Raw genomic sequence first — 26,801 nt, 5'->3', positions numbered from 1 at the left:
ACGACAGGCGGCTACTCCCGCGCCGGGCGCGGCCGCGCGCGTCCGTCCGCCAGGCTGAACGCCAGCATCAGGCCGGCGCTGGTCAGCAAGCTGAAATAAATCGGCGTATTGGCGTCCAGACCGTCCCGCAGCATGAAGAACACCGCCGCGCCCAAACCGCCCAGCATGGCGCTCACCGCGCCGGCGGTCGTCGCCCGCGGCCAGCAGATCGCCGCCAACAACGGCACCAGCATGCTGCCCACCAGCAGGTTGTAGGCCAGGGTCAGCGCCTGGATCACGTCATTCACCCGCATCGCCAGCAGCAGGACCAAGGCCCCGGCCAGCAAGGTGGCCACCCGGTTGCGGCGTAAACCGGCGCGCCCTCCCGGCAACAAGTCCTCCGTCAAGGTGGTCGACGCGGCCAGCAAGGCGGCGCTGGCGGTGGACATCATCGCCGCCAGCGCCGCCGCGATCACCAAGCCGCGCACGCCGTCCGGCAACACCCCTTTGACGACGGCGGCGAAAGCGTTGTTAGGGTTCTCCAGCTCCGGCAGCAATACCCGCGCCGCCATGCCGATCAGCGCGCAGACCAAACCGTACAACAGGCAATACAGGCCGGCGGCGCTGCCGGCATAGCGCGCCACCTTGTCGTCGCGCGCGGTGAACACCCGCTGCCATACGTCCTGACCGATAAGGATGCCGAAGAAATAGATCAGGAAATACGTCAGCACCGTGCCCCAGCCCAGGCCCTCGAAGCTGAACGCGGACGCCGGCAGCCGGACGGCCAGTTGCTCCCAACCGCCCGCCCGCCACAGACAGATGGGCAGCAGCACCAGCATCAGGCCAACCGTCTTGATGACGAATTGCACGATGTCGGTCAAGGTCAGCGACCACATGCCGCCTATCGCCGAGTAAATCACCACCACGCCGCCGCCGATGACGACGGCCAGCCAGAACGGCAGCTCGAACAGCACTTGCATCACCGTGCCTATCGCCAACACCGAAGTCACGCAGATCATCAGCGCGTACGACAACATCACCAGCGCGCTGGCCTTGCGCGCCAGCGGATGATAGCGGCGCTCCAGCACCTGGGTGACCGTGAAAACCCGCAAACGCAGCAACGGCTTGGCCAGAAACAGATTGAGCACCACGATGCCGCTGCCCAGCGCCGCGCACAACCAGAAGCCGGAAATGCCGTAAACATAGCCCAGCCGGACCGTGCCCACGGTGGAGGCGCCGCCCAGGACTGTCGCCGCCATGGTGCCCATATACATCATCGGCCCCAGATTGCGCCCCGCCACCAGGTACTGCTCCCGGTCGCTGGCCCGCCGCATGCCCAGCCAACCCAGCCACAACATGGCGCCGATATAGGCGGCCACCGTCAATAGATCCAGACTCATCTCGTTCTCCTCTTGTTCTCGGGACCGCGGCGCATTCTCCGGCGCTCGTGGGCATGGAATCAGCGCGGCTTAGCGCGCCGGCGCGGGCAAAACGCACAGCATTTCGAACAGCAGATTGGCGCCCAGCAAAGCGGTGTTGCCGCTGGCGTCATACGGCGGTGACACCTCGACCAGATCGCCGCCCACCAGATCCAGGCCCCGGCAGCCGCGCACGATTTCCAAGGCCTGCGCCGAACTCAGGCCGCCCACTTCCGGCGTGCCGGTGCCGGGCGCGAACGCCGGGTCGATGCCGTCGATGTCGAAACTCAGATACGCCGGCGCCGCTCCCAGCTGCGCGCGCACCTCGGCCATCAACGGTGCCAGCGAGCGATGCCAGCATTGCTCCGCCGTCTCCACCCGAAAACCGCGCTGGCGTGACCAGTCGAAATCCGCCGCCCCGTAGCCGCTGCCGCGCAGACCAATCTGGACCACCCGCCCCTCGGCCAGCAGCCCCTCCTCCCAGGCGCGGCGGAAGGTGGTGCCGTGCGCGATCTTCTCGCCGAACATCTCGTCGTTGACGTCGGCGTGAGCGTCCACGTGCACCAAGCCCAGCGGGCCATGCTTGCGCGCCAGCGCGCGCAGCGCCGGCAAGGTGACGGTGTGGTCTCCGCCCATGCCCAGCAAACGTACCGGGTGCCGCAGCGCCAGATCGTAGGCGGCCTCGATCCGCGCCACGCTGTCCTCCAGGTTATAGGGATTGGTGGCGACATCGCCGAGGTCCGCCACTTGCAGCCGTTCGAACGGCGCGGCGCCGCTGCCCAGGTTGTAGGGGCGCAGCAGCGCCGACTGGCTGCGGATTTCACGCGGGCCAAAGCGGGTGCCGCTGCGGTTTGAGGTGCCGATATCCAGCGGCAGGCCGATGAAGGCGGCGTCCAGGCCGGCGGCGCTGTCGCGCAGAGGCAGGCGCATCATGCTGGCGACGCCGCCGAAACGCGGCATCGCATTGCCGCTCAGCGGCTGGTTGAGCAAAGGGGCGGACATAAGACCTCCTGCGTCTTGATGGATGGGATCACGCAGTCTATGCGGCCGCCTCTCCGGCTAACATCACCAAACGCCACGGTTTACATGGATGAAAATGAATGTATTAATCAGCGGGTGCCCACTCATTGCGCCGCCGGCGCGGAGGCCCATGCTCAATACCTTAAGCAATATGGATTTGCGGCTGATCCGCGTGTTTCAGGCCGTGGTCGAGGCTGGCGGCGTCTCCGCCGCGCAGGGCACGCTGAACATCAGCCAGTCCACCATCAGCAATCAGCTGGCGGCGCTGGAAACCCGGCTGGGCTATAGGCTATGCGAGCGCGGCCGCGGCGGCTTCGCGCTGACCGCCAAGGGCGAGCGCCTGCTGGCCGCCAGCCGGCAGTTGTCCGAATCGATGGAATTGTTCTGTCGGGAAGCCCGCCAGCTGGACCGGCAGTTGGTCGGGCAATTGCGCATCGGCGTGATCGGCCATACCGCCCTGGGCGCCAATGCGCGGCTGTCGGCGGCGATCCGGCGCTTTCGCGCGCGGCCGCAAGCGGTGGAGTTGATTCTGTCCATGTTGCCGCCGGGCGGCCTGGAGGAAGCGCTGCTGTCGGGCGGGATTCACCTGGGCATCGGCTATTGCTGGCATCGCGCGCCCCAACTGGAGTACCGGCCGCTATTCGTCGAACGGCAGCTGGCCTACTGCGGCCGCGACCATCCGCTGTTCCCGCAGGCCGGCGCGCTTGGCCCCGCCGAGCTGGCCGCCCACGACTGGGCCTGGCGCAGCTATCCGCTGCCGGATACCGGGCTGCCGGTGGCGGATTGGCGCATCAGCGCCCGCGCCGACAATATGGAGGCGATCGCCGCCCTGATTCTGTCCGGCCGCCATCTGGGCTTTTTGCCGGAACACTATGCCGCGCCGCTGGCGGAGCGGGACTTGCTGCGAGCGCTGGACCCGGCGCGCTGGCGCTATCTGGCCGAATTCCAACTGGTCACCCGCAAACGCGGCCATCCCAATCCGACGCTGCAGGCCTTCGTCGCCGACCTCGTCGCCGCCCACGGCGAGCCGCTTGCCGAGCGCCGGACATGAAAAATGCCGCCCCTGTTGCCAGGGGCGGCATTCCAAACTGTTCGCAGCTTTACGTCTAGCCCGTAACGCTTAGAACTTGTGTACGACGTTCAGACCGAAGGCCTTGATCTTGTCGGTGGACTGACCATTGCTCTTCAGGTAAGCGCTGTCAGCCTTGATTTCGCCGTACTGAGCGCCCACGGTGGTGCGCTTGGACAGGCTGTAGTCAACGCCCAGCAGGAACTGCTTGTAGCCGCTGTCATCTTTCTTCACGCCGTCAATCTTCAGGTCCTTGGCTTGAGCATAGGTGAACTTGGGCATGAAGGCGCCGATCTGGTAGCCGGCGGTCAGCGCGTATTCTTGCGATTCGTACTTGCGGCCATCAGTGCCCAGGGCAGCATCAGCCAGGAAGTACTGCGGGGTCACGGTGGCGTCGCCCTTGTCATTGCGATAGCCCAGCGCCACGAAGATGTTGTTGGCGTTATAGCCAGCTTCGATGCGGTGCTTGTTGTTGGCCTTGCTGCTCAGGTTCAGGCCGGCAACGATCGGGCTTTCGTGGATGTACTGGTACTTGCCGAAGAAGCCGCTGTTCTCGTAGGACAGGCCCAGGTTGTAGGTTTCGCGATCGGCGTTTTGAGCAACGTTCGGGTTGGTGGGATCAACGATGAAACCACGCTTGTCTTCCTTGGTGCCGTACAGGAAGGCGGCTTGGAAGCCGGCGAATTCCGGGGTGTCGAAACGCACGGCGTTCTTAACATAGCCGTCGCCGCGGGTGAAGGCGTTCAGTTGCAGCGCGTTGCTGCTGCTTTCCCACGGGTTAACTTGAGCCATGTCGGACTCGCCGTAGTTGGCCAGGTGACCCAGACGGAAAGTACCGAAGTTGGAGGACAGACCTACGAAGGATTCGCGGCTGGCGAAGGTGCCGCTGCTTTCGCCGGTGCGGCTCTGGCCGTCGATGCCGAAGCCGGTTTCAACTTGCCAGATGGCTTTCAGGCCATTGCCCAGATCTTCATTGCCTTTGAAACCGATACGGGAACCCAGGTCGTCGATATTGGTTTGCTTGGTGCCCTTGCTGCTGTCGACGTATTCAACGCCGCCTTTGATGGTACCGAACACGGTTACGTCGGCGAAAGCGGCTGCCGGCAGAGTGGCAACCATCAGAGCGATCAGACTTTTTTTCATGATGTGGCTATCCTTCTTGTTTACTTAGGAAGTGAGCGAATACTAGTTGCTGTGTTTCACATTTGCAACTAGCCATGCAAACTTGTGGTCATTAAACAACAGTAGTGTCAAAAAAACAACATCAGACTTCAGGCAATCAGACTGAAACACTCAGGCGAAGTTTCACTCTCAACTTGTTAAAATTCATTAACCACAAGCATTTGAGCAAAAAAATGCCCGCACGCGGCGGGCTGAAGATTGGATAGACTTGACTCGAATTCAAAGAAGCGAAAAAGAATCTGTATCAGTGAATTCTGACACTGATTGTAATCAATCACTTTGTAAATGTCCATTTACAATACGGCTTTAATGTAAATAGAGTGTGAACACATCGTAAATTTTGAGAATTCGGCAGATACAAAGCCACCCACCTGCCCCCTCTCTCATCGCAACCCGGCGAGAGGACAAGAAAAAAGCCGCGCTAGCGCGGCTCGCCACAAGATCAATGCGTTCAATGTCCGGCCGGCAAACTCAGTTGCACGCACAAACCGCCCTGAGGCCGGTTGTTCAGTTTGAGATCGCCGCCATGGTCGCGCGCAATCGCCCGCGCGATGGCAAGGCCCAGGCCGCTGCCCCCGGTATGGCGCGCCCTGGAGTCCTCCAAGCGGACATAAGGCTCCATCACCCGTTCCAGCTCCGCCTCGGCGATGCCCGGCCCCTGGTCCTGAATCCGCACTTCCACCCAGTCTCCCCGCTGCCGCAGGCTGACCTCGATCCCCGCGCCGCCGTAACGGCGCGCGTTCTCCAGCAGATTGCCCAGGCAACGGCGCAAGGCGCCGACCTTGCCGGCGACCGGCGCCACCGCTTCGCAGTGCAGTTGGATGTCGGCGCCGAAAGCCTCCATATCCTCCACCACGCTTTCCAGCAAAGCGTTGAGATTCAGCTTCACCACCTGCTCGCTGCCGCAGCCGCCGCGCAGATAGGTCAGCGAGTCGTTGATCAATTGGTCCATTTCCAGCAGGTCGCGCTCTATCGCCTGCTTTTCCGACGACTCGGCCAGCCCTTCCAGGCGCAGACGGATGCGGGTGATGGGCAAACGCAGATCGTGCGACACGCCGGCCAGCATCTGATTGCGGGTTTTCAGCAGGCGCTGCAGCTCGGTCTGCATCCGGTTAAAGGTTCGGGCGGCTTCCGCCACTTCTTCGGAGCCGGTTTCCGGCAAGGGCGCCTGATTAAGATTGCTGGCCAGGCCTCGGGCCGCCTGCGCGAACAGGCCCAGCGGCCGAATCAGCTGCCGCACCGCCCAGGCGCCCAGAATAGCGGCGGTCAAGGCTACCAGCAGCAGCCAGGCCAGGATGCGGATGGGCTGATCGGCCAGCGAAATGGGCCGCGAGGCGTTGAAGGTCAATACCGTGCCGTCGCTCAGCCTGGCCTGCACCGTGGCCAGATGGGTCTTGAATTCGGCCAGCGGGCCCAGGGCGGTCAGTTCTTCGCCGACGATGGAGCCGGCAAGGCCGGCGTCCCGCGTGGGCGTGAAATTTTTCATCCCCAGGCCGCCCACCCTATCGATCAAGGCCGCGCGGCCGCCCGCCGACGAGTCCTGCTGCTTGGACAACACCTGCAGCTGATAAGGCTTGATCAGGTCGCGCTTGATCAATTGCTGAAACGAGCGGCCATGCCGGCTCAGCGTATTTTCTGGCTGCTCCCAGAACCGGTCCATGCGCACCAGCAGCGTGGGCTGGTTCAGGGCGGAAATCACCTGTTCCCGATATTTGCTTGGACACTCGTCCAACAGATTGACGATGTCGGCGATGTGCTGCGCGGTGTATTGCACGCGCAAGGAATTGCTCAAGCGGTCGCGGTCGCTGAGAATGAAATAAATGCCCAAGGCGTTGGCCAGCAGCAAGCCCCCCACCAGCGTCAGCGAAATCTGGCCATACAATGTGCGCGGCAACCACCTCATCGCAAGGCTTCCACCTCGCAGGCCAGCATATAGCCGCCGCTGCGTATGGTCTTGAGCAGCACGGGCTCGCGCGCGTCCTCGCCCAGCCGGCGGCGCACCCGCCCTATCATCACGTCGACGGTGCGGTCGAACGGTCCGGCCTCCTTGCCGTTCATCGCCTCCATCAGTTGATCCCGCGACATCACCGCGTTGGCGTTTTCCGCCAAGGCCTGCAGCAGTTTGAATTCGCCGCCGGACAGCGGAGTGACCACTCCGGCCTCGTCCAGCAGATGCTGGGCGTTCAGGTCCAGCGTCCAGCCGGCGAAACGCAGCCGGCGCACGCTGGCCGCGTTCGCCGGCTGATCCGACACCCGGCGCAGAATGCTCTTGATCCGCGCCAGCAGCTCGCGCGGGCTGAACGGCTTGGTCAGATAATCGTCGGCCCCCATTTCCAGGCCGATGATGCGGTCCAGCTCGTCGCCGCGCGCGGTCAGCATCAGGATGGGCATGCAGGAGCGCTCGCGCAGATTGCGGCACAGGGTCAGGCCATCCTCGCCCGGCAACATCAGGTCCAGAATCAACATATTGTAGTTCTGCGCGGCAATCGCCTGATGCATGGCCTGGCCGTCGCCGACGGCGTCGACGGCGAAACCCTGCTTGCCCAGGTAGTCGCGCAGCAGGTCGCGCAGGTCGGGGTCGTCATCCACCACCAGCAATCTTGGCACTTCGACAGTCATAACAGCTCACCTCCATTGCGGCTTTATTATAAGACCCGCTAACCCAAGCCCTGATCCTGCCTTGCGCCTCCTGGCCGTACGACTTGTACTGCCTGCGTCGGCGCGCCTAGGCTCAGCTTCTCTGCGAGGTTTGGTTAGCGGCTCTAAGGATACCGCGCCCGCCCGCCGGGCTGAGGGAGAAATCGTGGCCAAATGAGAGAGGTTTACAGAAGGTTTACAAAAAACCGGCCACGCGCATCGCGCATGGCCGGTTTCCCTTGCCCGCCGGAGCCCTGCTCCGGCACGAACTTATGCGTCCGCCTCAATCGTTGGGGTTCTGATCGCGCGTCTTGTGCAGCGAATACAGCACGCCCGCCAGCAACAGACCCAGCGTCGCCGCCAAGGACCAGGCGGTGGGGATCTTGAACGTCACCCAGCCCACGTCGTTGAAGAACACCAGACCCACTTTGACGCCTATCATCACCAATACCAGCGACAAGGCGTACTTCAGATAATGGAAGCGATGCACCATCGCCGCCAACGCGAAGTACAGCGCGCGCAGGCCCAGGATCGCAAAGATGTTGGAGGTGTAGACCAGGAACGGATCCTGGGTAATGGCGAAGATGGCCGGGATGCTGTCCACCGCGAACACCAGGTCGGCGCTCTCCACCATGATCAGCGCCAACAGCAGCGGCGTCGCCCACCAGCCGCGAGCCAAGCCATGCGCCTCGCCGCGCACCAGAAACTGTTTGCCGTGCAAGTCCGGCGTCAGCCGCAGGTGGCCGCGCAGCCATTGGTACATGCGGTTTTCCTGGATGGGCGCGTGCTCGTCGTCGGAAAACAGCATCTTGATCCCGGTGGCGATCAGGAACAGGCCGAACAAAACCAGCACCCACTGGAACTGCGCCACCAGCGCCGCGCCCAGGCCTATCATCAAGGCCCGCATCACGATCACGCCGAGAATGCCCCAGAACAGCACCCGGTGCTGGTACAAGCGCGGCACCGCCAGGCTGGAGAAGATCAGCGACATCACGAAGACATTGTCCATGGACAGCGACTTCTCCACCACATAGCCGGTCAGGTACTGCATGCCGGCGTCCGCGCCCTGATACCACCAGATCCAGCCGCCGAAGGCCAGGCCGACGCCGATGTAGAAAGCCGACAGCATCAGGCTTTCCTTGACCCCGATCTCCTTTTCCTCTTTGTGCAGCACGCCCAGATCGAAAGCCAGCAGAGCCAGCACAATCGCCATGAACATCAACCACACCCACAAGGGGTAGCCGGCGAAGCCGGCGCTCAACCATTCCATAAGCATTCCTTTAGGCAATAGAAAGGCCCCGGGCCGAGCGAGCCGCCCCGGGGCCTGAATTCACATCAGCCGCCCTCGCTGCCGCGGAGGCGGATCAAAGCTTAACGACCGTGTTCCAGCGCGCCGATACGCTCCTCGATGCTGGGATGGCTGGAGAACAGCGCCATCAGGCCGCCGCGCCCGCCGGAGATGCCGGAGGCCGCCATATTCTGCGGCAGGTCGCCGGCGGCGACGCCGCCGAGACGGCGCAAGGCGTTGACCATGGGACGCGCGCCGCCCAGCAGAGTGGCCGCGCCGGCGTCGGCGCGGAATTCGCGCTGACGCGAGAAATACATCACGATGGCGGAGGCCAGGATGCCGAACACGATCTCACAGACGATCACAGTGACCATATAGCCAATGCCCGGGCCGCTGGATTCTTCGTCGTTGCGGCGCAAAAAGTTGTCCACCAGATAGCCGACCACGCGCGCCAGGAAGAACACGAAGGTGTTGACCACGCCCTGGATCAGCGTCAGCGTCACCATGTCGCCGTTCTGGATGTGGGCGACTTCGTGCGCCAGCACCGCTTCCACTTCTTCTTCCGTCATCGAGGCCAGCAGACCGGTGGACACCGCCACCAGCGAGTTGGATTTGCTCGGGCCGGTGGCGAAGGCGTTGGGCTCGCCCTCGTACACCGCCACTTCCGGCATCGGCAGGTTGGCGCGGCTGGCCAGCTTCTGCACGGTGTGCACCAGCCAGCGTTCGGTGTCGTTGCTCGGGGTTTCGATCACGCGCGCGCCGGTGCTCCACTTGGCCATGGTCTTGGACAGCATCAGCGAGATGAAGGCGCCGCCGAAACCCATCACCGCGGCGAAGCCCAGCAGCGTGCCCAGGTTCAGGCTGTTGCCCGTCATGAAGCGGTTCAGCCCCAACAAGCTGGCCACAATGCTCAGCACCACCATCACGGCGATGTTGGTGGCGATTAATAGGATGACTCGTTTCATGGTGTTGGCCCTTGCGTTGAATTCGACGACATTCCGAGGAACGCCCGACACAGTGCATTCTAGACGCTGCGTCCCTCGGAAAAAATCAAATATAATCAGAAAATACATCAAGTTTTTTCGAACCATTATGTCCGAACGGATCAACTTCAAGCATCTGCATTACTTCTGGGCGGTCGCCCACGCCGGCGGCGTCACCCGCGCGGCGGAACAATTGGGCGTCAGCGCTCAAACCGTCAGCGGCCAGATTTCGCGGCTGGAACAGAGCCTGGAGCGAACCTTGTTCCGACAACAGGGACGCCAGCTGGTTCTGACCGAGGCCGGCCATGTGACGCTGCGCTACGCCGATCAGATCTTCATGCTGGGCGAGGAATTGCAGGAAACGCTGGAAGACGCGCAGTTGGACAAGACCATCCGCCTGGCGGCGGGCATCTCGGACGTGCTGCCCAAGGCCATCGCGCTCAAGCTGCTGGAACCGGCGCTGCGGCTGGACGCCAAGGTCAGGCTGCAATGCGGCGAAGGCGATTTCGACGAGTTGCTGGCCGACCTGACCCGCCACCGGCTGGACGTGGTGCTGGCGGATCGGCCGATGGCGGCCGGCGGATCGCAGCCTTTTCAATCCTGGCTGCTGATGCGCTGCCCGGTGATGATAGCCGGCGCGGCCGAACTGTGGCGGCGCTACGCCGAAGGCTTCCCCGCCAGCCTGAACCAGGCGCCCATGCTCTTGCCCAGCCGCCACCATGTGCTGCGCAGCCAGTTGGACCAGTGGTTCGAGGAGCGCCGGATCAAGCCGGACATCGTCGCGGAGTTCGACGACGGCGCCTTGCTGGACGCCTTCGGCCGCCAAGGCTTCGGCCTGTTTCCCAGCACGGCGCCCAGCGCCGGCGACGCGAACGCGCCGCAGGCGCTGGGCGAGGTCGACGGGGTCTGGGAGCATTATTACGCCATCGCCAACCGCCGCCGGCTGCAGCATCCGGGCGTGCAGGCCATGTTGCAAGCCACCATCGACGCCGCGCTCTGAAAACAAAAAACCCCGGACAAGTCCGGGGTTTGGCGACGCGCGGCGAACTCACTCGCCCAGATAGGCGTTGCGCACGCGCTCGTCGTTGAGCAGATCCTTGGCCTGGCCGCTCATGGTGATGCGGCCGCTTTCCATCACATAGCCGCGCTGCGACACCTCCAGCGCCAGCTTGGCGTTCTGCTCCACCAGCAGCATGGTCACGCCTTCCTTGGCCACCATCTGGATGATCTCGAAGATCTTCTCCACGATGATGGGCGCCAGGCCCATGGACGGTTCGTCCAGCAACAGCAGCTTGGGCTTGGACAGCATGGCGCGGCCCATGGCCACCATCTGCTGTTCGCCGCCGGACAAGGTGCCGGCCAGTTGCTTCTGCCGCTCCTTCAGGCGCGGGAACAACTCGTACACCCGCTCGGCTTCGCTCAGGATCGCGGCCTTGTCGTCGCGATAATAAGCGCCCATCAACAGGTTCTCTTCCACCGTCAGCTTGGCGAACACCCCGCGGCCCTCCGGCACCATGGCCAGGCCGTGGCGCACGAAGTTGTGCGGCGCGATGGTGGAGATGTCCTTGCCGTCGTAGTGAATGCTGCCGCCGGATTTTTTCACCATGCCCACCAGGGTTTTCAGCGTGGTGGTCTTGCCGGCGCCGTTGGCGCCGATCAGGGTCACCAACTCGCCCTGCTCGATGTGAAAATCGACGCCCTTGACCGCCTGAATGCCGCCATAGGCCACTTGCAGGTCTTTGACTTCCAAAATGCTCATGCGTGTGCCGCTCCCAGGTAGGCCTCAATCACTTTCGGGTTCTTGCGCACCTCTTCGGGAACGCCTTCGGCAATCTTCTTGCCGTAGTCCAGCACCGCAATGCGGTCGCACAAGCCCATCATCAGTTTGACGTCGTGCTCGATCAGCAGCACGGTCACGCCTCCGGCGCGGATTTTGGACATCAGGGTCTTCAGTTCCTCGGTCTCGCGCGGGTTCATGCCGGCGGCCGGCTCGTCCAGCGCCAGCAGCTTGGGCTCGGTGGCCAGCGCGCGCGCGATTTCCAGTCGGCGCTGATGGCCGTAGGACAGGTTGCGGGCGCGCTCATGCGCCACATCGGCGATGCCCACGTATTCCAGCAGTTCCCAGGCCTTGTCGGTGATCGCCTTTTCTTCAGCCATGGTGCGTCTGTCGCGCAGCACCGCGCCCAAGGCGCCGGCCTTGGAGCGAATGTGACGCCCCACCATCACGTTTTCCAAGGCCGTCATTTCGGCGAACAGACGGATGTTCTGAAAGGTGCGGGCGATGCCGGCGGCCACCACCACGTGCGGCTTCTGTTGGAACAGATTGTGGCCGTCGAACTCGAACGCGCCTTCGTCCGGCACGTACAAGCCGGTCAACACGTTGAACAGCGTGGTCTTGCCCGCGCCGTTGGGGCCGATCAGGCCGTAAATCTCGCCCTTGTTGATGGTCAGCGCCACGTTGTTGAGCGCGTGCAGGCCGCCAAAGCGTTTATGGATGCCTTCTATCTTCAGCAAAACTTCAGCCATGGCTCAACCTTTCTGCCCTGCGGCTTCTCTATCGTCACGGAACTCGGCTTTACGGCGCTTGGACGGCCACATGCCCTCCGGCCGCACCAGCATCATCACCACCATCGCCAAGCCGAACAACAGCATGCGGGCGTTCTCCGGATCGATCAGCATTTTGCCGAAGGTTTTCATCTGCAGCGGGCCTATCACTTCGCGCAGGATCTCCGGCGCAATGGTCAGCACCACGGCGCCGAGAATCACGCCCGGGATGTGACCCATGCCGCCCAGCACGATCATCGCCAGAATCATGATGGATTCCAGCAAGCTGAACGATTCCGGCGACACAAAGCCCTGGAAGGACGCGAACAGGCCGCCGGCCACGCCGCCGGACAAGGCGCCCAAGGCGAAGGCCAGCAACTTGATGTTGCGGATGTTGATGCCCATCGCCGCGGCGGCGATGTCGTCTTCGCGCAGGGCCACCCAGGCGCGGCCGATGCGCGAATGCTGCAGGCGCCAGGCCATGATCACCACGCCCACGGTCAGGGCCAGGAACAGATAGTAGTAGAGATAAACGCTGTGGAAGCTCAGACCGAACAGCTCCATCGTCTCGCCCAGCGATACGCCGCCCACCTTGATCGGATCGATCAGGTTGATGCCCTGCGGACCGTTGGTGATGTTGACCGGGGTGTTCAGGTTGTTCATGAAGATGCGCACGATCTCCCCGAAGCCCAGCGTCACGATGGCCAGATAGTCGCCCTTGAGCCGCAATACCGGCGTGCCCAGCAAGATGCCGCAGAAAGCCGCCAGCACCGCGCCCAAGGGGATGGTGATGTAAAACGGCAGATGCAGGCCGAAATGCGGCGAGCCCAGCAAGGCGAAGGTGTAGGCGCCCACTGCGTAGAAGGCGATGAAGCCCAGGTCCAGCAAGCCGGCGAAGCCCACCACGATGTTGAGGCCCAACGCCAGCATCACGTAGAGCAAGGCAAAGTCGACGATGCGGACCCAGGAGTTGCCCAGCAGGCCGCCCACCAGGAAAGGCAGTACCGCCATCGCCACCGCGGACAGCACGAACAGGCCGACTTTCTTGCCGGTGTCCATCTTGTTGATATTGAGTGCCATGGTCATGATATGTCGTCTCCAGGATCAGGCACGGTCGGCCATCTTTTCGCCCAGCAGGCCGGACGGACGGAAAATCAGCACCATGATCAACACCATGAAGGCGATGATGTCCTGATAGTTGGAGCCGAGGAAGCCGCCGGTCAGCGTGCCGATATAGCCGGCGCCCAGGCTTTCGATGATGCCCAGCAGCAAACCGCCTGCCACCGCGCCGCCCAGATTGCCGATGCCGCCCAGCACCGCGGCGGTGAAGGCCTTCAGACCAATCATGAAGCCCATATAGTAATGAGCTTGCTCGTAGTTGGTGGCCACCATCACGCCGGCCACCGCGCCCAGGCTGGAGCCGATGACGAAGGTGGCGGAAATGATGGTGTTGACGTTGACGCCCATCAGGCCGGCCACCGCCGGGTTCTGACTGGTGGCGCGCATCGCGCGGCCCAGCTTGGTGCGCTCCACCATCAGCAGCAGGCCGGCCATGATCACCAGACACAGCACGATGATGGTGATCTGCAGCTTGGTGATGCTGGCGCCGAAGAAGGACACCACGTCGTGGTCCAGGATTTGCGGGAAGGGAATGTAGTTGCGGCCCCAGATCAGGATGGCCACCTGCTGCAGCACGATGGACAGGCCGATCGCGGTGATCAGCGGCGCCAGTCTTTGCTTGCCGCGCAGCGGGCGGTAAGCGATGCGCTCTACGGTGAAGCCCAGCAGCATGCAGGCCGCAATCGCCACCAGCAATCCGATCAGCACCAGGGCGGGACCGGGCAGGCCGGAACCGGACAAGGCGTTGACGACGGAGATGGTGACCATGGCGCCGAACATCACCACTTCGCCGTGGGCGAAGTTGATGAGCCCCATGATCCCGTACACCATGGTGTAGCCCAATGCGATCAACGCATAAATGCTACCCAGAACGAGACCGTTCAGGATTTGTTGCAGAAAAATGTCCACGTTGGGAGATCTCCTTTGTATTGACGACCGGCAGCTTGCGGGGTTTCCCCTCTTATTGGCTGCTGCCTGTTCTTGAGTGCCCGGACGAGCCTTGATTATTTGGATTCTGTCAGACAGGCGAACGGATTATGTAGGCGGATTCCAGCGACTGTCAATCTTAAAGATTGGTTAAAACGGCACCAAATCAAGCCCATTTAAAAACAATATAACACATTGTTTTTCATGTATTTTTTCAAAAAACAAGACGAAACCGGACAAAGAAATTTTGAATTTCTCCGGATAAAGGAAAACCCTGAGCCAGCAGGTCGTTTTTCAGATTTTGATCATGCTTTGGCGCAAAATATGTTCGCTTTCGAAAAGACGCCCATCAAAGAATTCGCATTACAACATTCGCTCGCTTTCGCGATTCGAATGGATACAATCTCCCAAAATAAGGCCCCAAGTCGACAAAAATTGCATGCCGCGGCGCATCAAACATCAAGCAAGAACAGAGCCATCGCCTACAGCGCCCATCCGACATTCCGGCCTCCGCGCTTTTATGGCTGAAACATAGCCCATTCAGTCCGTCTTGGCTGCAACTGTCTAAGACGCCGCCCAAGCTCTCGCCCTTGCTCGCGATCCCTGGAGCCGGTCTGAGCAAGCGTCCGTCCCCTCCCCCGTCGTGGCCCAGCGCCTGAGTAGACGACGGAAAGCCCCTGAGGCTCCGACCAATTAGATCGAAACAAGCAACAATTTATTGCGATTTAGATGGTTTATTCCCATTAAGCGCGCGTTTTATAGTGAGCGTCGAAATCCAGCCTACTCACCGCCGGCGATAGAAGCCGGGCCATATGGAGAATGAATCGATGTTCCGCCAAACCCTGATCGCCGGCGCCCTGACCCTGGCGGCAACGGCCGCCGTCGCCGCGCCGCTGAAACTGTCCATCTACAACGCCGACGGCAATAGCTTCAATGTCAGCTCGGTCCTGGTCAGCGGCGAGAAAGACGCCATCCTGATCGACACCGGCTTCACCCGCGCCGACGCCCACCGCATCGCCGCCAAGGTGCTGGACAGCGGCAAGCAACTGAAAACCATCTATATCAGCCAGGCCGATCCCGACTACTACTTCGGCGCCGCCGAACTGAAGAAGATCTTCCCGCAGGCCCAAGTGCTCAGCAACGGCCCGACCCTGGCCAAGATCAAGGCCAATATCCAGGGCAAGCTCGCTTACTGGGGCCCGCAAATGGGCGTCAACGCGCCCAGCGCGCCGCTGCTGCCCGAAGCGCTGAAAAGCGAACGTCTGGAACTGGAAGGCAAGGCGCTGGAAATCAAGGGCGCGCGCGGCGTGCTGGCGCATCGCGGCTATGTGTGGATTCCGTCCCTGCGCGCGATTGTCGGCAATGTCGGCGTCACCGCGCCCAGCATGCACGTCTGGACCGCGGACACCCAGAGCCCGGCCGAACGCCAGGCCTGGATCAAGCAGCTGGACGAAATGGAAGCGCTGCAACCGGAAATCGTAGTCCCCGGCCACATGCAGGCGGGCGACAAAACCGATCTGAGCGCCGTGCGCTTCACCCGCCGGTACTTGCAGCAGTTCGAACTGAATCTGGCCAAATCGGCCAATAGCGCCCAGTTGATCCAGGCGATGAAGCAAGCCTTCCCGCAAGCGGGCGAAGACATGTCGCTGGAGATCGGCGCCAAGGTCAATAAGGGCGAGATGAAATGGTAAGCGCCTCCACGATCCGGCTGCACTACTTTTACGATCCGCTGTGCGGCTGGTGCTACGGCGCTTCGCCGCTGCTGCTGGCGGCCGCGGCGCGGCCGGAAGTCGAACTGGCGCTGCACGGCGGCGGCATGCTCAGCGCGCCGCACAACCGCCGCGTGAACCTGGAGTGGCGCGGCTACGTGATGCCGCACGATCACCGCATCGCCGCCCTCAGCGGCCAGCCCTTCGGCGACGCCTACTTCGACGGCTTGCTGCGCAGCGAGGCGCGTTTGGACTCGACGCCGCCCATCGCCGCCGTCCTGGCCGCGCCGGAACTGGGCATTGCGCCGCAGACCATGCTGGCCCGCGTGCAAGCCGCTCATTACCTGCACGGGCTTGAGATCGCCGACGTCGCGGTGCTCGCCCGGCTAGCGGCCGAATTGGGCGTGTCCGCCGACCGCTTCGCCGACGCCTACGCCGGCGGTCTGGCGCGCAGCGTCGAGCATATAGACCACAGCCGCCGGCTGATGACCCGCCTGGGCTTGCGCGGCTTCCCGTCCGCGGCGCTGGAAGTGGACGGCCGCTTCCAAGCCCTGGATCTGGGCTCCTATCTGGGCAAGCCGGACATGTTCAGCCAGCACCTGGCGCAACTCGGCGCCGCCACCCTTTCAGGCTCGGCCGAGCTGCCGCCGATGTGCGGGCTGGACGGCTGCTAAGCGCCTGTTCAAAGCCGCGCGCAGGGGCGCGACCTGGTGAAAGCCAGCGCTGAAAAAGCGGCCTTGCTCATGGGACGCATGAGCATTCCGAATGCGGCACGCACCGAGTCGCGCCCTAGGCCGCGCAGCCTACCGTGAACGGCTGCCAAGGCCCCGCCCCTCGCCCTCCCCGCCAACGGCGGCCACGTCTGGACACGGCCGCCGTTCGTCTTCTCCGCCCGCGCGGCGCTTGATGACAAACAAATTCTCGGACGTTACAGTATTCGGACACATCAAAACAAATCCACTGTCTACAGCCATTGGCTGAATTAAGGGAAACCCGTCCGGATGAAAACCTTAGGCACCCCACTGTCCTTCGCCCTGCTCGCGCTCTGCGCCGCGGCGAACGCCGCGCAAGACCCGTATCTATGGCTGGAGGAGATTCAAGGCAAGGAAGCGCTGGCCTGGGTCGGCCGGCAAAACGAAAATACGCACCAGGACCTCGGCCGGCAAACCGACTACCCGGCGCTGCGCCGTGAACTGCTGACCATCCTGGACTCCAACGACCGCATCCCCTCCGTGGAGAAGATAGGCGGGCTCTACTACAACTTCTGGCGCGACAAAGACCACCCGCGCGGACTGTGGCGACGCGCCACGCTGGACGAATACCGCAAGGCCGCGCCGCAATGGGAAACCGTGCTGGACCTGGACCGCTTGGCCAAGGACGAGGGGGAAAACTGGGTGTGGCAAGGGGCCGACTGCCTGCGCCCCGATCAGGAACGCTGTCTGCTGCGCTTAAGCCGCGGCGGCGGCGACGCCGCGGTGGTGCGTGAATTCGACCCGGCCGCCAAGGCCTTCGTCAAGGACGGCTTCCAACTGCCCGAAGCCAAGAGCGAAGTCAGCTGGCAGGACCGCGACACCCTTTATGTGATGAGCGACTTCGGCCCCGGGTCGCTGACCGACTCCGGCTATCCCCGCATCGTCAAGACCTGGCGCCGCGGCCAGCCGCTGGCCGAAGCGCAAACCGTGTTCGAAGGCCAGCAGGCCGACGTCGCCGTGCACGCGGCCAGGATAGACGCCCAAGGCCGCCGCTACGACCTGATCACGCGCGCGCCCACTTTCTTCAGCACCGAGGCGCGGCTGCTGGTGGATGGAAAATGGCGCAAGCTGGACAAGCCCGACCATGTCGGCGTCGATTTCTTCGGCGACTGGCTGCTGTTGACGCCCAAGCAAGACTGGACCGCTGGCGGCAAGACCTGGCGCGGCGGCTCCTTGCTGGCCATCAAGGCCGACGCCTACCTGGCCGGCGAACGCGGCTTCAGCCCCCTGTTCGAGCCCAGCGCCGCCGTCTCGCTGGCGGAGCAGACGTCCACTCGCGACAGCTTGCTGCTGACCATGCTGGACAATGTCGGCAGTCGCTTAATGGAATGGAAGGTCGTGGACGGCCAATGGCGGTCGCGCCCGGTGGCCACGCCCAGCTTCGGCAGCATCAGCGTGCGCGCGGTCGATCCCGACCGCGACAACCGCTATTTCTACAGCTTCACCGATTTTCTGACGCCGCCGACGCTGGCCCTGGCCGAAACCGGCAGCGATGAGCGCCGGACGCTGAAACAGCAGCCCGGCTTTTTCGACGCCGGCCCCTACCGCATCCAACAGTGGTTCGCCGCCTCTCGCGACGGCACCCGCGTGCCCTATTTCCTGGTCAGCCGCAAAGACATCAAGCTGGACGGCTCCAACCCCACGCTCTTGTACGGTTACGGCGGCTTCGAAGTGTCGCTGACCCCGCGCTACAACGGCGCGCTGGGCAAGGCCTGGCTGGAACGCGGCGGCGTCTACGCGCTGGCCAATATCCGCGGCGGCGGCGAATACGGTCCGGCCTGGCACGAGGCGGCGCGCAAACAGCTGCGCCAGAACGCCTACGACGACTTCGCCGCCATCGCGGAAGACCTGGCCAAACGCGGCGTGGCCGACGCCCGTCATCTGGGCATCAAGGGCGGCAGCAACGGCGGCCTGCTGATGGGGGTGATGCTGACCCAGCGTCCGGAGCTGTTCAACGCCGTGGTCTGCCAGGTGCCGCTGCTGGATATGCGCCGCTTCAACCGCTTATTGGCCGGCGCTAGCTGGATGGACGAGTACGGCAACCCCGATTTACCGGAAGACTGGGCTTATATCCGCCGTTACTCGCCCTATCAGAACCTGAAAGCGGACGCGCGTTACCCGGCCACCCTGTTCATGACCTCGACGCTGGACGACAGAGTTCATCCCGGCCACGCCCGCAAAATGTTCGCGGCCATGCAGGCGATGGGCGCCCCGGTGCAGTATTTCGAGCGCACCGAGGGCGGGCACGGCGCCGCCGCCAACCATCAGCAGGAAGCCGATATCGCGGCCATGGAATACGCCTTCCTGTTGCGCCAACTGCGCTGACCCGCCCGGCCCGGCGGAACAGATGCGGGCATCAAAACAAACCGCCTGCGGCCGAAACGGCGGCAGGCGGTTTTGCATGGGACGCGGACCGTTCAATCATCGCCGGACTCGACCCAGCTGGGGCTGCGCTTGGCGATGAAGGCGCTGACGCCCTCGATCTGCTCCGCGCTGCCCATCAGCTGGCGCACCGCGGCGCGCTCGCGCTCCAGATGCTGAGCCAGCGTCAGATTGCCGCTCTCCTCGATCAGCCGACGCGCGGCGGCCACCGCGCCCGGCGCCTGGTTCGCCACTTTGTTGGCCAGGCTGATCGCCACGATCTTGGCGAAGCCCTGGTCCACCACTTCCTCGATCAGCCCGATGGTCAGGGCCTTCTCCGCCGTCACCACTTCGCCGCCCAGAATAATGCGCTTGGCCCAGGAAACGCCCACCTTGTCCGCCAGCGTCTTGGTGCCGCCCGCCGCCGGGATGATGCCCACCTTGGCTTCCGGCAGCCCGAGCTTGGCGCCGCGCTCGGCCACCATGTAATCACAGCCCAGCGCCAATTCCAGACCGCCGCCCAGGGCGTAGCCGTTGATCGCGGCCACCGTGACGCCGCGGTACTGCTGCAAACTGCGCAAAGCGCCGGCGAAGGCATCGAACACCTTGTCCGCCTCGGCCGCGTCGCCGGACGCGAATTGCTTCAAATCGGCGCCGGCGGAAAAAAACGCGTCGCCCGCCCCGGTCAACACCACCGAACGCACAGCCGGATCCGCATCCAGCGACCGCATCGTCGTAGCCAGCTCATTCAGGCTCTCCGTGGTCAGCAAATTCGCCGGCGCGTTTTTGAGAGTCACGATCGCTGACTGGCCCAGCCGCTCAAGTGTCAGATACTTGGCCATATTTTCCTCACTCTATCCCCATGGATTACATCGCTAATGCATATGTTTTGACCAGGTCGAGCGCCTGGATCCTCAGCGGGGGACCCATTGCGCATAGGTCCGAAGCCAAAGCAGCATTCTCATTGCAAACTGACCTTTTGACCAGTAGTCGGCCAGCTAGACCATCATTTTTTTTATAACTTTCTTTAAGGAGATGCCAAGTAAAATTTTGATAAAGGCAATAAATGCCAAAAGCAAATATGACCGCCGCGCGCGCAAGCGCGAGCCGCCACTCTGTTACCATAGAGCTTTCTGAGACAGGTTGCGGCATGATTGAAACGAGCGGGTGGATATTGTTTCTGGCGGGCTTGCTGGGCGGCGGCCACTGCATGGGCATGTGCGGCGGCATCGTCGCCGCGCTGACGCTGAATCTGCCCCCCGAGACCAGCCGCTGGCGCATCATGCTGGCCTACAATCTGGGACGCGTCGGCAGCTACGCGCTGATAGGCGCGCTGCTGGGCGGCCTGGCCGCCACCGGCCTCGCTCTGCTGGACATCCGCGGGCTGCAATTGGCGCTGGCGCTGTTGGCCAACCTGATGCTGGTGGCCATGGGCCTGTACCTGGCCGGCCTGTCCGGCGCGGTCAATCTGATCGAACGGCTGGGCGCGCCGATCTGGCGGCGCTTGCAGCCGCTGCTGGGCCCCCTGCTGCCGGTCCGCTCGCCGCAAGCCGCGCTGCTGGCCGGCATGGTCTGGGGCTGGCTGCCCTGCGGCCTGGTTTACAGCGCCTCGCTGTCGGCGCTGGCCACCGGCAGCGCGTCCGGCGGCGCGCTGGCCATGCTCGCCTTCGGGCTCGGCACCTTGCCCAATCTCCTGCTGATGGGCGCTTTCGCCGACAGCTTGCGCCGCTGGATGCAACAACGACCAGTCCGCCTGACGGCGGGACTGGTCGTTGCGGGCATCGGCGCCTGGCAGTTGCTGCGGGCGCTTATTTGAACGATTTCAAAATGGTGTCCACATTGTAACGGAACATCGCCAAATAGCTGGGCGCCGGACCGGACGGGCCGGACAGCGCGTCGGCGTACAACTTGCCGCCTATCGCCACCTTGGCCTCGCGCGCCAGCTGCTCCAACAGACGCTTGTCGGTCATGTTCTCCATGAATACCGCCGCCACTTTTTCCTGCCGCACTTGGCGCACCAGCCGCGCCACCGCCTTGGCCGACGCCTCGGACTCGGTGCTGACGCCCTGGATGGCCAGCACTTGCAGCTGGTAACGCTCGCCCAGATAAGCGAAGGCGTCGTGCGAGGTCAGCATCTTGCGCTTGGCCGCGGGCACGGCGGCGAAGGCCTTGGCTGCCCAGGCGTCCATCTCCTTCACCTTGGCCGCGTAGTCGGCGGCGCGGCGGGCGTACTCCGGCTTGCCGGCCGGGTCCGCCTGGCTCAGGCCGGCCTCAATGTTGCGGATATAGGTCAGCACGCGCCTGGGGTCGTGCCAGGCGTGCGGATCGACGGCCCCGTGGTCATGCCCGGCATGGCCGTGGTCGTGCCCGTGGTGATCCTCGTCTTCCGCTTCGCGGGTCTTGATGCCCTTGCCCGCCTCCACTTGCACGCCCTTGAAATGAGCGGCCTTGCTCAGCCGCACCATCCAGCCTTCCATGCCCAGGCCATTGGTGACCAGCAGCTTGGCGGCGGCCACTTTCTTGACGTCGGCCGGCGACGGCTGGAACACGTGGGCATCCTGATCCGGCCCCACCAGCGAGGAGACTTCGACGCGATCGCCGCCGATCTCGCGCGTCATATCGGCGACGATGCTGAAGCTGGCGACCACCGGCAGCTTGGCCCAGGCGGACAAGGGCAGGCCCAGCAACAGCAGGGCCATGATTGATTTCTTCATCGGCGACTTCCTTATCAAGGGTTCAGGATTCCAGATGCCGGGCGCGGATGTAGCGCGGCAAAGCCCCGCCCACCGGCGCCAACAGCAGCGACAGCAGATAGACCAGGCCCGCCAGCAGAATGATGGCCGGCCCGGAAGGCAGTTCGAAGTGATAGGACAGCAAGAGGCCGCCCAGGCCGGCCAGGAAGGCGATGGCCACCGACAGCCCGAGCAGGGCCTCGATGCGCTCGGTCCACAAGCGGGCGGTGATCGCCGGCAACATCATCAGGCCCACCGCCATCAGGGTGCCCAGCGCCTGGAAACCGGCAACCAGGTTCAGCACCACCAGCATCAGGAACAGCATGTGCCACAGGCCGCCGCGCGCGCCCACGGCGCGCAGATAGACCGGATCCAGGCTTTCCAGCAGCAAGGGGCGGTAGATCAAAGCCAGCGCCAACAGGGTGAAGGAAGCGACGCCGGCCACCAGGTACAGCGCCGCGTCGTCCACCGCCAGCACCGAGCCGAACAGGATGTGCATCAAGTCCACATTGCTGCCGCCGCGCGACACCAGCAAGACGCCGATGGACAAAGACAGCAGGTAGAAGGCGGCGAAGCTGGCGTCTTCCTTGATGCTGGTGAAACGCGTGGCCAGGCCGGCCAGCAAGGCCACCAGCACGCCGGCGAAGAAACCGCCCAAGCTCATCGCCGGCAGGCTGAGACCGGCCATCATGAAACCCACCGCGGCGCCGGGCAGCACCGCGTGGCTCATTGCGTCGCCCATCAGGCTCATGCGCCGCATCACCAGGAACAGGCCGATGGGGCCGCTGCCCAAGGCCAGGGCCAGGCAGCCCACCAGCGCCCGGCGCATGAAGGCGAATTCGGCGAACGGCGCCACCAGTAAATCGTATAAGTGCAGCATCAGGCTTGCGCTCCATCCACTTCGCAGACCGCGGCCTGAGATTGCCAATGCGCGGCGGTGTCCACCGCGCGTTTCAGATTAGCGTCGCACAGCACCTCGGCGGTATCGCCCCAGGCCACCACTTCGCGCGCCAATAACAAGGTGTGCGGGAAATACGCGCGCACCTGCTCATAATCATGTAATACCGCCACCACGGTACGGCCTTCCTCGCGCCAATGGCGCACCAGCTCCAACAGATCGTAAGTGGTCTTGGCGTCCACCGCGTTGAACGGTTCGTCCAACAGGATCAGCCGCGCGTCCTGCACCAGGATGCGGGCGAACAGCACGCGCTGGAACTGGCCGCTGGACAGCGCCGAGATCGGCCTCAGCGCGAAGTCGGCCAGCCCCACCTGCTCCAAGGCCAGCAAGGCCTGGTCGCGGCCGCGGCGGCTGACGCCGCCGAACACGCCGGTGTCGTGCCACAGCCCGGTGCACACCAGATCCAGCACGCTGACCGGCAAGGAGCGGTCGATCTCCGATTGCTGCGGCAGATAGGCGATGTCCCGCCGCCGGAAGCCGCCCAGCTGCACCGAGCCGGAGTCCGGCTTCAACGCGCCTATCATGGCCTTGAGCAAGGTGCTCTTGCCGGCGCCGTTAGGGCCGAAGATGGCGGTGGCGTCGCCGGCGGCGAAACAACCGCTGACATGGTGCACCGCCGGATGGCGCTGATAGGAAACCGTCAGGTTCTGCAGACTGACGCTCATGCTGCCTCCCGCAAAGCCCAGATCACCAAGAACCAGAGCACCGCCAACGCGGCGCCGGCCAGGCCCAGCCGCTGCCAGGCCGACAGCGCCAGCAGGCTGAACGGCGCTTTGAAATTGTCCGGCGTCAGATGCCGGTGCGCGTGTGTGTGTTGATGTTTGGGCGTCATTCGAAGCACCTCCGCAAGGTGTTCTCGATCGCGGCGGCGTCGAAATCCTCGGCGATCAGTTCGAAGCGGCTGTCGCGTCTCCAGGACACCTGGGCCGCGCCCCACTGTCCGGCCGCCCAGTTCAGCCACACCCAGCTGTCCAGCACTTTGAACACGCCCTTGGCGCGCACCAGGCCCGGCACCAAGGCGGGCAGCTCATCGAAGAAACGGGTCAGCCGCTCGCCGTCGAAAGCCTGCTCCGGCTCGAAAGTCCAGCCCATGGAACGCCATTGCGCGGCGGCGTCGTCCGGCACCGCCGGCCGGTAACGCGGCTTGGGCGCGGCGGCGGCGTCCAGCCAGGCCGGATCCAGCTCGCCGTTGCGCACCTCGCCCACCAAGGACTTGGGCGGGAACAAGGCCGCCGCCTGCCGGCGGAAAGCCTCCATCGTCGGCACGTCGGCGGTGTCTATCTTGTTGGCCACCAGCACGTCGGCGATGGAAATCTGGTCGCGGTACAGCGGCTGGCGATGATAGTCCGGCTGAATGAACTGGCGCGGGTCCACCAGGGTGAGCACCGCGCCCACCTCCAGCGCCTCGCCCAAGGGCTTGGCGCGCAGCTCGTCGATGACGCCGGCCGCGTGCGCCAGGCCGCTGGCCTCGATCAGCAGACGGTCCGGGCGTTCGCGGCGCAGCAAGGTCGCCACCGTGGCGGTCATCTGCGGTCCGGCCACGCAGCACAGGCAGCCGCCGGCGATTTCCGCCACCGCCAGCTCGTCCTGGCTCAGCGCCGCGCCGTCGATGCCGACCTCGCCGAACTCGTTGACGATGATCGCCCACTTTTCATGCGCGGGACGACGATCGATCAAATGGCGCAACGCCGTGGTCTTGCCCACCCCGAGAAAGCCGGTGAACAAATTGACTATGGTTTTTTTCATGGATCAGGGAATTCTTGGATTCAGGCGCGGCAAGACTGGCAACGGCCAGTCAGCACCAGGTTTTGCGGACACAGGGAAAAAGCCACCGCTTGCGCGGCCTGGCGCAGCGCGCTCAAGGCCGGCGCGGCGTCGATCTCCTGCACCTGGCCGCAATCGCCGCAGACCAGGATCAGCCCTTCGTGCTGGCATTCGAAATGATCGCAGACGATGAAGCCGTTCAAGGCGTCCACCTTGTGCAGCAGACCGTGCTCCACCAGGAAATCCAGCGCGCGGTAGACGGTGGGCGGCGCGGCGGCGCCGCGCTCTTGCTGCAAATCCGCCAGAACCTGGTAAGCCTTGACCACCCCGCTGTAACGCAGCACCAGCTCCAGCACCTGACGGCGCAATGCGGTCAGTTTGCTGCCGCGCCGTTCGCAATGCCGCTCCGCCGCGGCCAGATAGGCTTGATGGTCCATGCAGGACACCCGCTTGTTTAATCAGGACGCAATGTTACTGTATAACATATCGAATTCACAAGGATTAATCATTCATCGGTTTATCATGGCCGTCGGTCGTGGTAGCTTTGTGCTCCAGAATGTCCATGATAGGCTTATGGCTTATCCCTCATCGCTCATATAAGGAAATAACATGAAAACACTGATGATGGCCGTGGTGGCCGCCGTATTCGCCGGGCAGGCTTTCGCCGCCGATCCCATCGCGCAGCGCCAGGATGTTTTCAAGCAATACAAGCCGGTTGTAGGCGGCATGGGCAAGATGGTGAAGGGTGAAACCCCTTACAACAAAGACGAGTTCGCCAAACTCGCCGGCGAACTGGAAGCCCTGTCCCAAAAACCGTGGCAGCACTTCCCGGCCGGCAGCACCGCCGGCAAGACCGACGCCAAGCCGGAAATCTGGAGCAAGCCCGCCGAATGGCAAAAAGCCATCGACAACCACAAGGCCGCCACCGCCAAACTGAAGCAAGTGGCCGCCGCCGGCGATCTGGGCGCGATCAAGGTGCAGTTCGGCGCCACCCAGAAAACCTGTAAGGCCTGTCACGACGCCTTCCGCAAGGACTGAGCCCCGTCGCGTCGCGCCCCCAGCAGCCCGCCCGCCAGCGGGCTGTTTGCTTGCCCACCCCCAGCCAGACCCCACCCCCGAAGACCCCGGAATGAAAAAACTGCTGACCGTATTGCTGTTGGGCGCCGTCGCGGCGCCGCTGGCGCTGGCCGACACGCCGGCCGAAACCCGCACCAAGTCCTTCAAGAAAATATTGCTGGCCTTCGAGCCCATGGGCGCGGTGGTGCGCGGCCGGGATCCGTACCGGAAGGACGCCTTCATCCGTCAGGCCGACGCCTTGCAACAGATCGCCGCCGAGCCCTTCAATCACTTCCCCGCCAACAGCATCAGCGGCAAGAGCCGCGCCAAACCGGAAATCTGGAGCCAGCCCGCCAAGTTTCAGGCCGACAAGGACGTGTTCCTGAAATCGGTCGCCGATCTGGGACAGAGCGCCCGCGGCGGCGAGCTCGCCGCCATCAAGAAAAGCTACGGCGCGGTGGCGCAAAGCTGCAAAGCCTGTCACGACGCTTTCCGCGGTCCGGAGAAATAAGCGACGCCCATGAAAAAAGGGCGGATGCCCGCCCTTTTCGCCCCGCTGACGCCGCGGTCCGCCGCTTACAAACGCGTCAACAGCACATAGACGCCGCCGCTGGACACCAGCAGGGCCACCAGCGCGATGATGGCGGGCGCGAACGCCAAACGCGGCACATCGCCGGCGATGGCCTTGTTGCCGGTGATCATCGCCTTGACCAGATTGTTCTTCTTGAACACCCGGTAAGCGATGATGGCCAGCAAGTGCAGGCCGACCAGGCCCAGAATCACATTGAAAAAGCTCTTGTGAAACGAGGTCGCGGCTTCAGCCATGTCGCCGCTCAGCAGCTTGGCCAGCGGGCCGTCGTACAGATAGCTGTCGACGTCGGCGGCGAACAGGCCGGTGCTCACCTGGGCCAGCAAGGCCAGCAACATCGCCAGCACCATCAAGCCGCCCAGCGGATTGTGACCCGGCTGCTCGTTCTCGCTCAGCTCGCCGCGCAGATAGCGGACAATGTTGCGCGGCCCCTTGATGAAGTTGCTGAAACGCGCGGTCTGGCTGCCGATCACGCCCCAGATCAAACGAAACAGCAACAGGCTGGCAAGACAGGAGCCGAACCAGATATGGTATTGCAGCCAATCGCCGCCCTGCTCGCCGCTATACCACATGCAGCCGAACAGAATCACCAGCGTCCAGTGAAACAAGCGAGTGGGAACATCCCACACTTTTACCATTTGCGTCATTGCGCTTTCACTCCTTGAATCCAAAACTCGCCCGCTCAGGCGCACCCGAATTAATGCATTGCAACAT

28 protein-coding genes are annotated in these 26,801 nt (G+C 63.5%); 9 read left to right on the top strand and 19 right to left on the bottom strand.

Features of this window, described 5'->3' with window-relative positions:
- Positions 1-11 precede the first annotated feature (11 nt).
- Both HQN78_RS01265 and speB read right to left on the bottom strand, forming a co-directional pair.
- A complete protein-coding gene (locus HQN78_RS01265) occupies positions 12-1,379 on the bottom strand; it encodes a sodium:solute symporter (RefSeq protein WP_235087424.1) in 1,368 nt (455 codons plus the stop codon).
- Positions 1,380-1,448: 69 nt separating this feature from the next.
- Positions 1,449-2,399, bottom strand: coding sequence for an agmatinase (gene speB / locus HQN78_RS01260; protein WP_235087422.1), 951 nt, complete (start codon positions 2,397-2,399; stop codon positions 1,449-1,451).
- A 148-nt stretch (positions 2,400-2,547) separates the two neighbouring features.
- Here speB and HQN78_RS01255 point away from each other — a divergent pair, with 148 nt between their 5' ends.
- A complete protein-coding gene (locus HQN78_RS01255) occupies positions 2,548-3,468 on the top strand; it encodes a LysR family transcriptional regulator (protein WP_235087418.1) in 921 nt (306 codons plus the stop codon).
- A 69-nt stretch (positions 3,469-3,537) separates the two neighbouring features.
- On the opposite strand, the gene HQN78_RS01250 is transcribed toward HQN78_RS01255, so the two are convergent.
- From HQN78_RS01250 to htpX, 5 genes are all read right to left on the bottom strand, one after another.
- Positions 3,538-4,629 (bottom strand): porin, encoded by a 1,092-nt coding sequence (locus HQN78_RS01250; RefSeq protein ID WP_235087415.1) that lies wholly within the window; start codon positions 4,627-4,629, stop codon positions 3,538-3,540.
- A gap of 490 nt (positions 4,630-5,119) precedes the next feature.
- Positions 5,120-6,571: an ATP-binding protein gene (locus HQN78_RS01245; RefSeq protein ID WP_235087413.1), complete on the bottom strand. Its 1,452-nt coding sequence runs from the start codon at positions 6,569-6,571 to the stop codon at positions 5,120-5,122.
- Complete coding sequence (locus tag HQN78_RS01240) at positions 6,568-7,287, bottom strand: response regulator (RefSeq protein WP_107798618.1); 720 nt, start codon at positions 7,285-7,287, stop codon at positions 6,568-6,570. Before HQN78_RS01240 ends, HQN78_RS01245 begins: the two co-directional genes overlap by 4 nt.
- A gap of 301 nt (positions 7,288-7,588) precedes the next feature.
- Positions 7,589-8,575, bottom strand: coding sequence for a TerC family protein (locus tag HQN78_RS01235; protein WP_107732454.1), 987 nt, complete (start codon positions 8,573-8,575; stop codon positions 7,589-7,591).
- 101 nt (positions 8,576-8,676) lie between these two features.
- A complete protein-coding gene (gene htpX, locus HQN78_RS01230; protein WP_227104316.1) occupies positions 8,677-9,558 on the bottom strand; it encodes a protease HtpX in 882 nt (293 codons plus the stop codon).
- Positions 9,559-9,685: 127 nt separating this feature from the next.
- On the opposite strand from htpX, the gene HQN78_RS01225 reads away from it, so the two are divergent.
- The gene (locus HQN78_RS01225; RefSeq protein WP_235087411.1) at positions 9,686-10,576 is read left to right on the top strand and encodes a LysR family transcriptional regulator; all 891 of its coding nucleotides are present in this window, start codon (positions 9,686-9,688) and stop codon (positions 10,574-10,576) included.
- Positions 10,577-10,624: 48 nt separating this feature from the next.
- Here HQN78_RS01225 and HQN78_RS01220 read toward each other — a convergent pair whose 3' ends face one another.
- Genes HQN78_RS01220 through HQN78_RS01205 form a run of 4 tightly spaced genes read right to left on the bottom strand, consistent with a single transcriptional unit; the run spans position 10,625 to position 14,148 of the window.
- The gene (locus HQN78_RS01220) at positions 10,625-11,335 is read right to left on the bottom strand and encodes an ABC transporter ATP-binding protein (RefSeq protein WP_227104321.1); all 711 of its coding nucleotides are present in this window, start codon (positions 11,333-11,335) and stop codon (positions 10,625-10,627) included.
- A complete protein-coding gene (locus HQN78_RS01215) occupies positions 11,332-12,102 on the bottom strand; it encodes an ABC transporter ATP-binding protein (protein ID WP_107798614.1) in 771 nt (256 codons plus the stop codon). The genes HQN78_RS01220 and HQN78_RS01215 overlap by 4 nt, the downstream gene beginning before the upstream one ends.
- Positions 12,103-12,105: 3 nt before the next feature.
- Positions 12,106-13,206: an ABC transporter ATP-binding protein gene (locus HQN78_RS01210; protein WP_107798613.1), complete on the bottom strand. Its 1,101-nt coding sequence runs from the start codon at positions 13,204-13,206 to the stop codon at positions 12,106-12,108.
- Between the two features lie 18 nt (positions 13,207-13,224).
- Positions 13,225-14,148, bottom strand: coding sequence for a branched-chain amino acid ABC transporter permease (locus HQN78_RS01205; protein WP_107798612.1), 924 nt, complete (start codon positions 14,146-14,148; stop codon positions 13,225-13,227).
- Positions 14,149-14,370: 222 nt separating this feature from the next.
- Here HQN78_RS01205 and HQN78_RS01200 point away from each other — a divergent pair, with 222 nt between their 5' ends.
- From HQN78_RS01200 to HQN78_RS01185, 4 genes are all read left to right on the top strand, one after another.
- Entirely contained in the window at positions 14,371-14,694 is a 324-nt protein-coding gene (locus HQN78_RS01200; RefSeq protein ID WP_235087408.1) for a hypothetical protein, read from the top strand.
- A 299-nt stretch (positions 14,695-14,993) separates the two neighbouring features.
- Entirely contained in the window at positions 14,994-15,857 is an 864-nt protein-coding gene (locus tag HQN78_RS01195; protein WP_235087405.1) for an MBL fold metallo-hydrolase, read from the top strand.
- Positions 15,851-16,549, top strand: a complete 699-nt coding sequence (locus HQN78_RS01190) for a DsbA family protein (protein WP_107798610.1) — start codon at positions 15,851-15,853, stop codon at positions 16,547-16,549. Before HQN78_RS01195 ends, HQN78_RS01190 begins: the two co-directional genes overlap by 7 nt.
- Before the next feature lie 327 nt (positions 16,550-16,876).
- Entirely contained in the window at positions 16,877-18,952 is a 2,076-nt protein-coding gene (locus tag HQN78_RS01185; protein WP_235087403.1) for a prolyl oligopeptidase family protein, read from the top strand.
- Between the two features lie 92 nt (positions 18,953-19,044).
- On the opposite strand, the gene HQN78_RS01180 is transcribed toward HQN78_RS01185, so the two are convergent.
- The gene (locus tag HQN78_RS01180) at positions 19,045-19,830 is read right to left on the bottom strand and encodes an enoyl-CoA hydratase (RefSeq protein ID WP_107798608.1); all 786 of its coding nucleotides are present in this window, start codon (positions 19,828-19,830) and stop codon (positions 19,045-19,047) included.
- Positions 19,831-20,138: 308 nt separating this feature from the next.
- Here HQN78_RS01180 and HQN78_RS01175 point away from each other — a divergent pair, with 308 nt between their 5' ends.
- Positions 20,139-20,804 (top strand): sulfite exporter TauE/SafE family protein, encoded by a 666-nt coding sequence (locus HQN78_RS01175; RefSeq protein ID WP_227104330.1) that lies wholly within the window; start codon positions 20,139-20,141, stop codon positions 20,802-20,804.
- Here HQN78_RS01175 and HQN78_RS01170 read toward each other — a convergent pair.
- From HQN78_RS01170 to HQN78_RS01145, 6 genes are read right to left on the bottom strand one after another with little or no spacing between them, the layout of a single operon-like run.
- Entirely contained in the window at positions 20,797-21,702 is a 906-nt protein-coding gene (locus HQN78_RS01170) for a metal ABC transporter solute-binding protein, Zn/Mn family (protein ID WP_235087400.1), read from the bottom strand. The two genes, HQN78_RS01175 and HQN78_RS01170, sit on opposite strands and share 8 nt — an antisense overlap.
- 22 nt (positions 21,703-21,724) lie before the next feature.
- A complete protein-coding gene (locus HQN78_RS01165; RefSeq protein ID WP_199225997.1) occupies positions 21,725-22,597 on the bottom strand; it encodes a metal ABC transporter permease in 873 nt (290 codons plus the stop codon).
- A 2-nt stretch (positions 22,598-22,599) separates the two neighbouring features.
- Complete coding sequence (locus tag HQN78_RS01160; RefSeq protein WP_227104332.1) at positions 22,600-23,343, bottom strand: metal ABC transporter ATP-binding protein; 744 nt, start codon at positions 23,341-23,343, stop codon at positions 22,600-22,602.
- Positions 23,340-23,510: a hypothetical protein gene (locus tag HQN78_RS01155; protein ID WP_227104334.1), complete on the bottom strand. Its 171-nt coding sequence runs from the start codon at positions 23,508-23,510 to the stop codon at positions 23,340-23,342. Before HQN78_RS01155 ends, HQN78_RS01160 begins: the two co-directional genes overlap by 4 nt.
- Positions 23,507-24,424 carry a GTP-binding protein gene (locus HQN78_RS01150; RefSeq protein WP_235087398.1) on the bottom strand — a complete coding sequence of 306 codons (918 nt, stop codon included), beginning with the start codon at positions 24,422-24,424 and terminating at the stop codon, positions 23,507-23,509. The genes HQN78_RS01155 and HQN78_RS01150 overlap by 4 nt, the downstream gene beginning before the upstream one ends.
- 20 nt (positions 24,425-24,444) lie before the next feature.
- Positions 24,445-24,879 (bottom strand): Fur family transcriptional regulator, encoded by a 435-nt coding sequence (locus HQN78_RS01145; RefSeq protein WP_235087396.1) that lies wholly within the window; start codon positions 24,877-24,879, stop codon positions 24,445-24,447.
- Positions 24,880-25,051: 172 nt separating this feature from the next.
- On the opposite strand from HQN78_RS01145, the gene HQN78_RS01140 reads away from it, so the two are divergent.
- A complete protein-coding gene (locus HQN78_RS01140; RefSeq protein ID WP_107798602.1) occupies positions 25,052-25,480 on the top strand; it encodes a cytochrome c in 429 nt (142 codons plus the stop codon).
- A gap of 91 nt (positions 25,481-25,571) precedes the next feature.
- Positions 25,572-26,009: a cytochrome c gene (locus tag HQN78_RS01135; protein WP_235087393.1), complete on the top strand. Its 438-nt coding sequence runs from the start codon at positions 25,572-25,574 to the stop codon at positions 26,007-26,009.
- Positions 26,010-26,074: 65 nt separating this feature from the next.
- On the opposite strand, the gene HQN78_RS01130 is transcribed toward HQN78_RS01135, so the two are convergent.
- On the bottom strand, positions 26,075-26,734 hold the full coding sequence (locus HQN78_RS01130) for a cytochrome b/b6 domain-containing protein (RefSeq protein WP_235087392.1): 660 nt from the start codon (positions 26,732-26,734) through the stop codon (positions 26,075-26,077).
- Positions 26,735-26,801: the final 67 nt, after the last annotated feature.

Origin of the sequence: Chromobacterium sp. Beijing, from assembly GCF_021496765.1 — a bacterium.
GTDB lineage: Bacteria > Pseudomonadota > Gammaproteobacteria > Burkholderiales > Chromobacteriaceae > Chromobacterium.
Note: the sequence above shows the minus strand (reverse complement) of the source record. Positions and strands in the feature narration are given on the sequence as shown.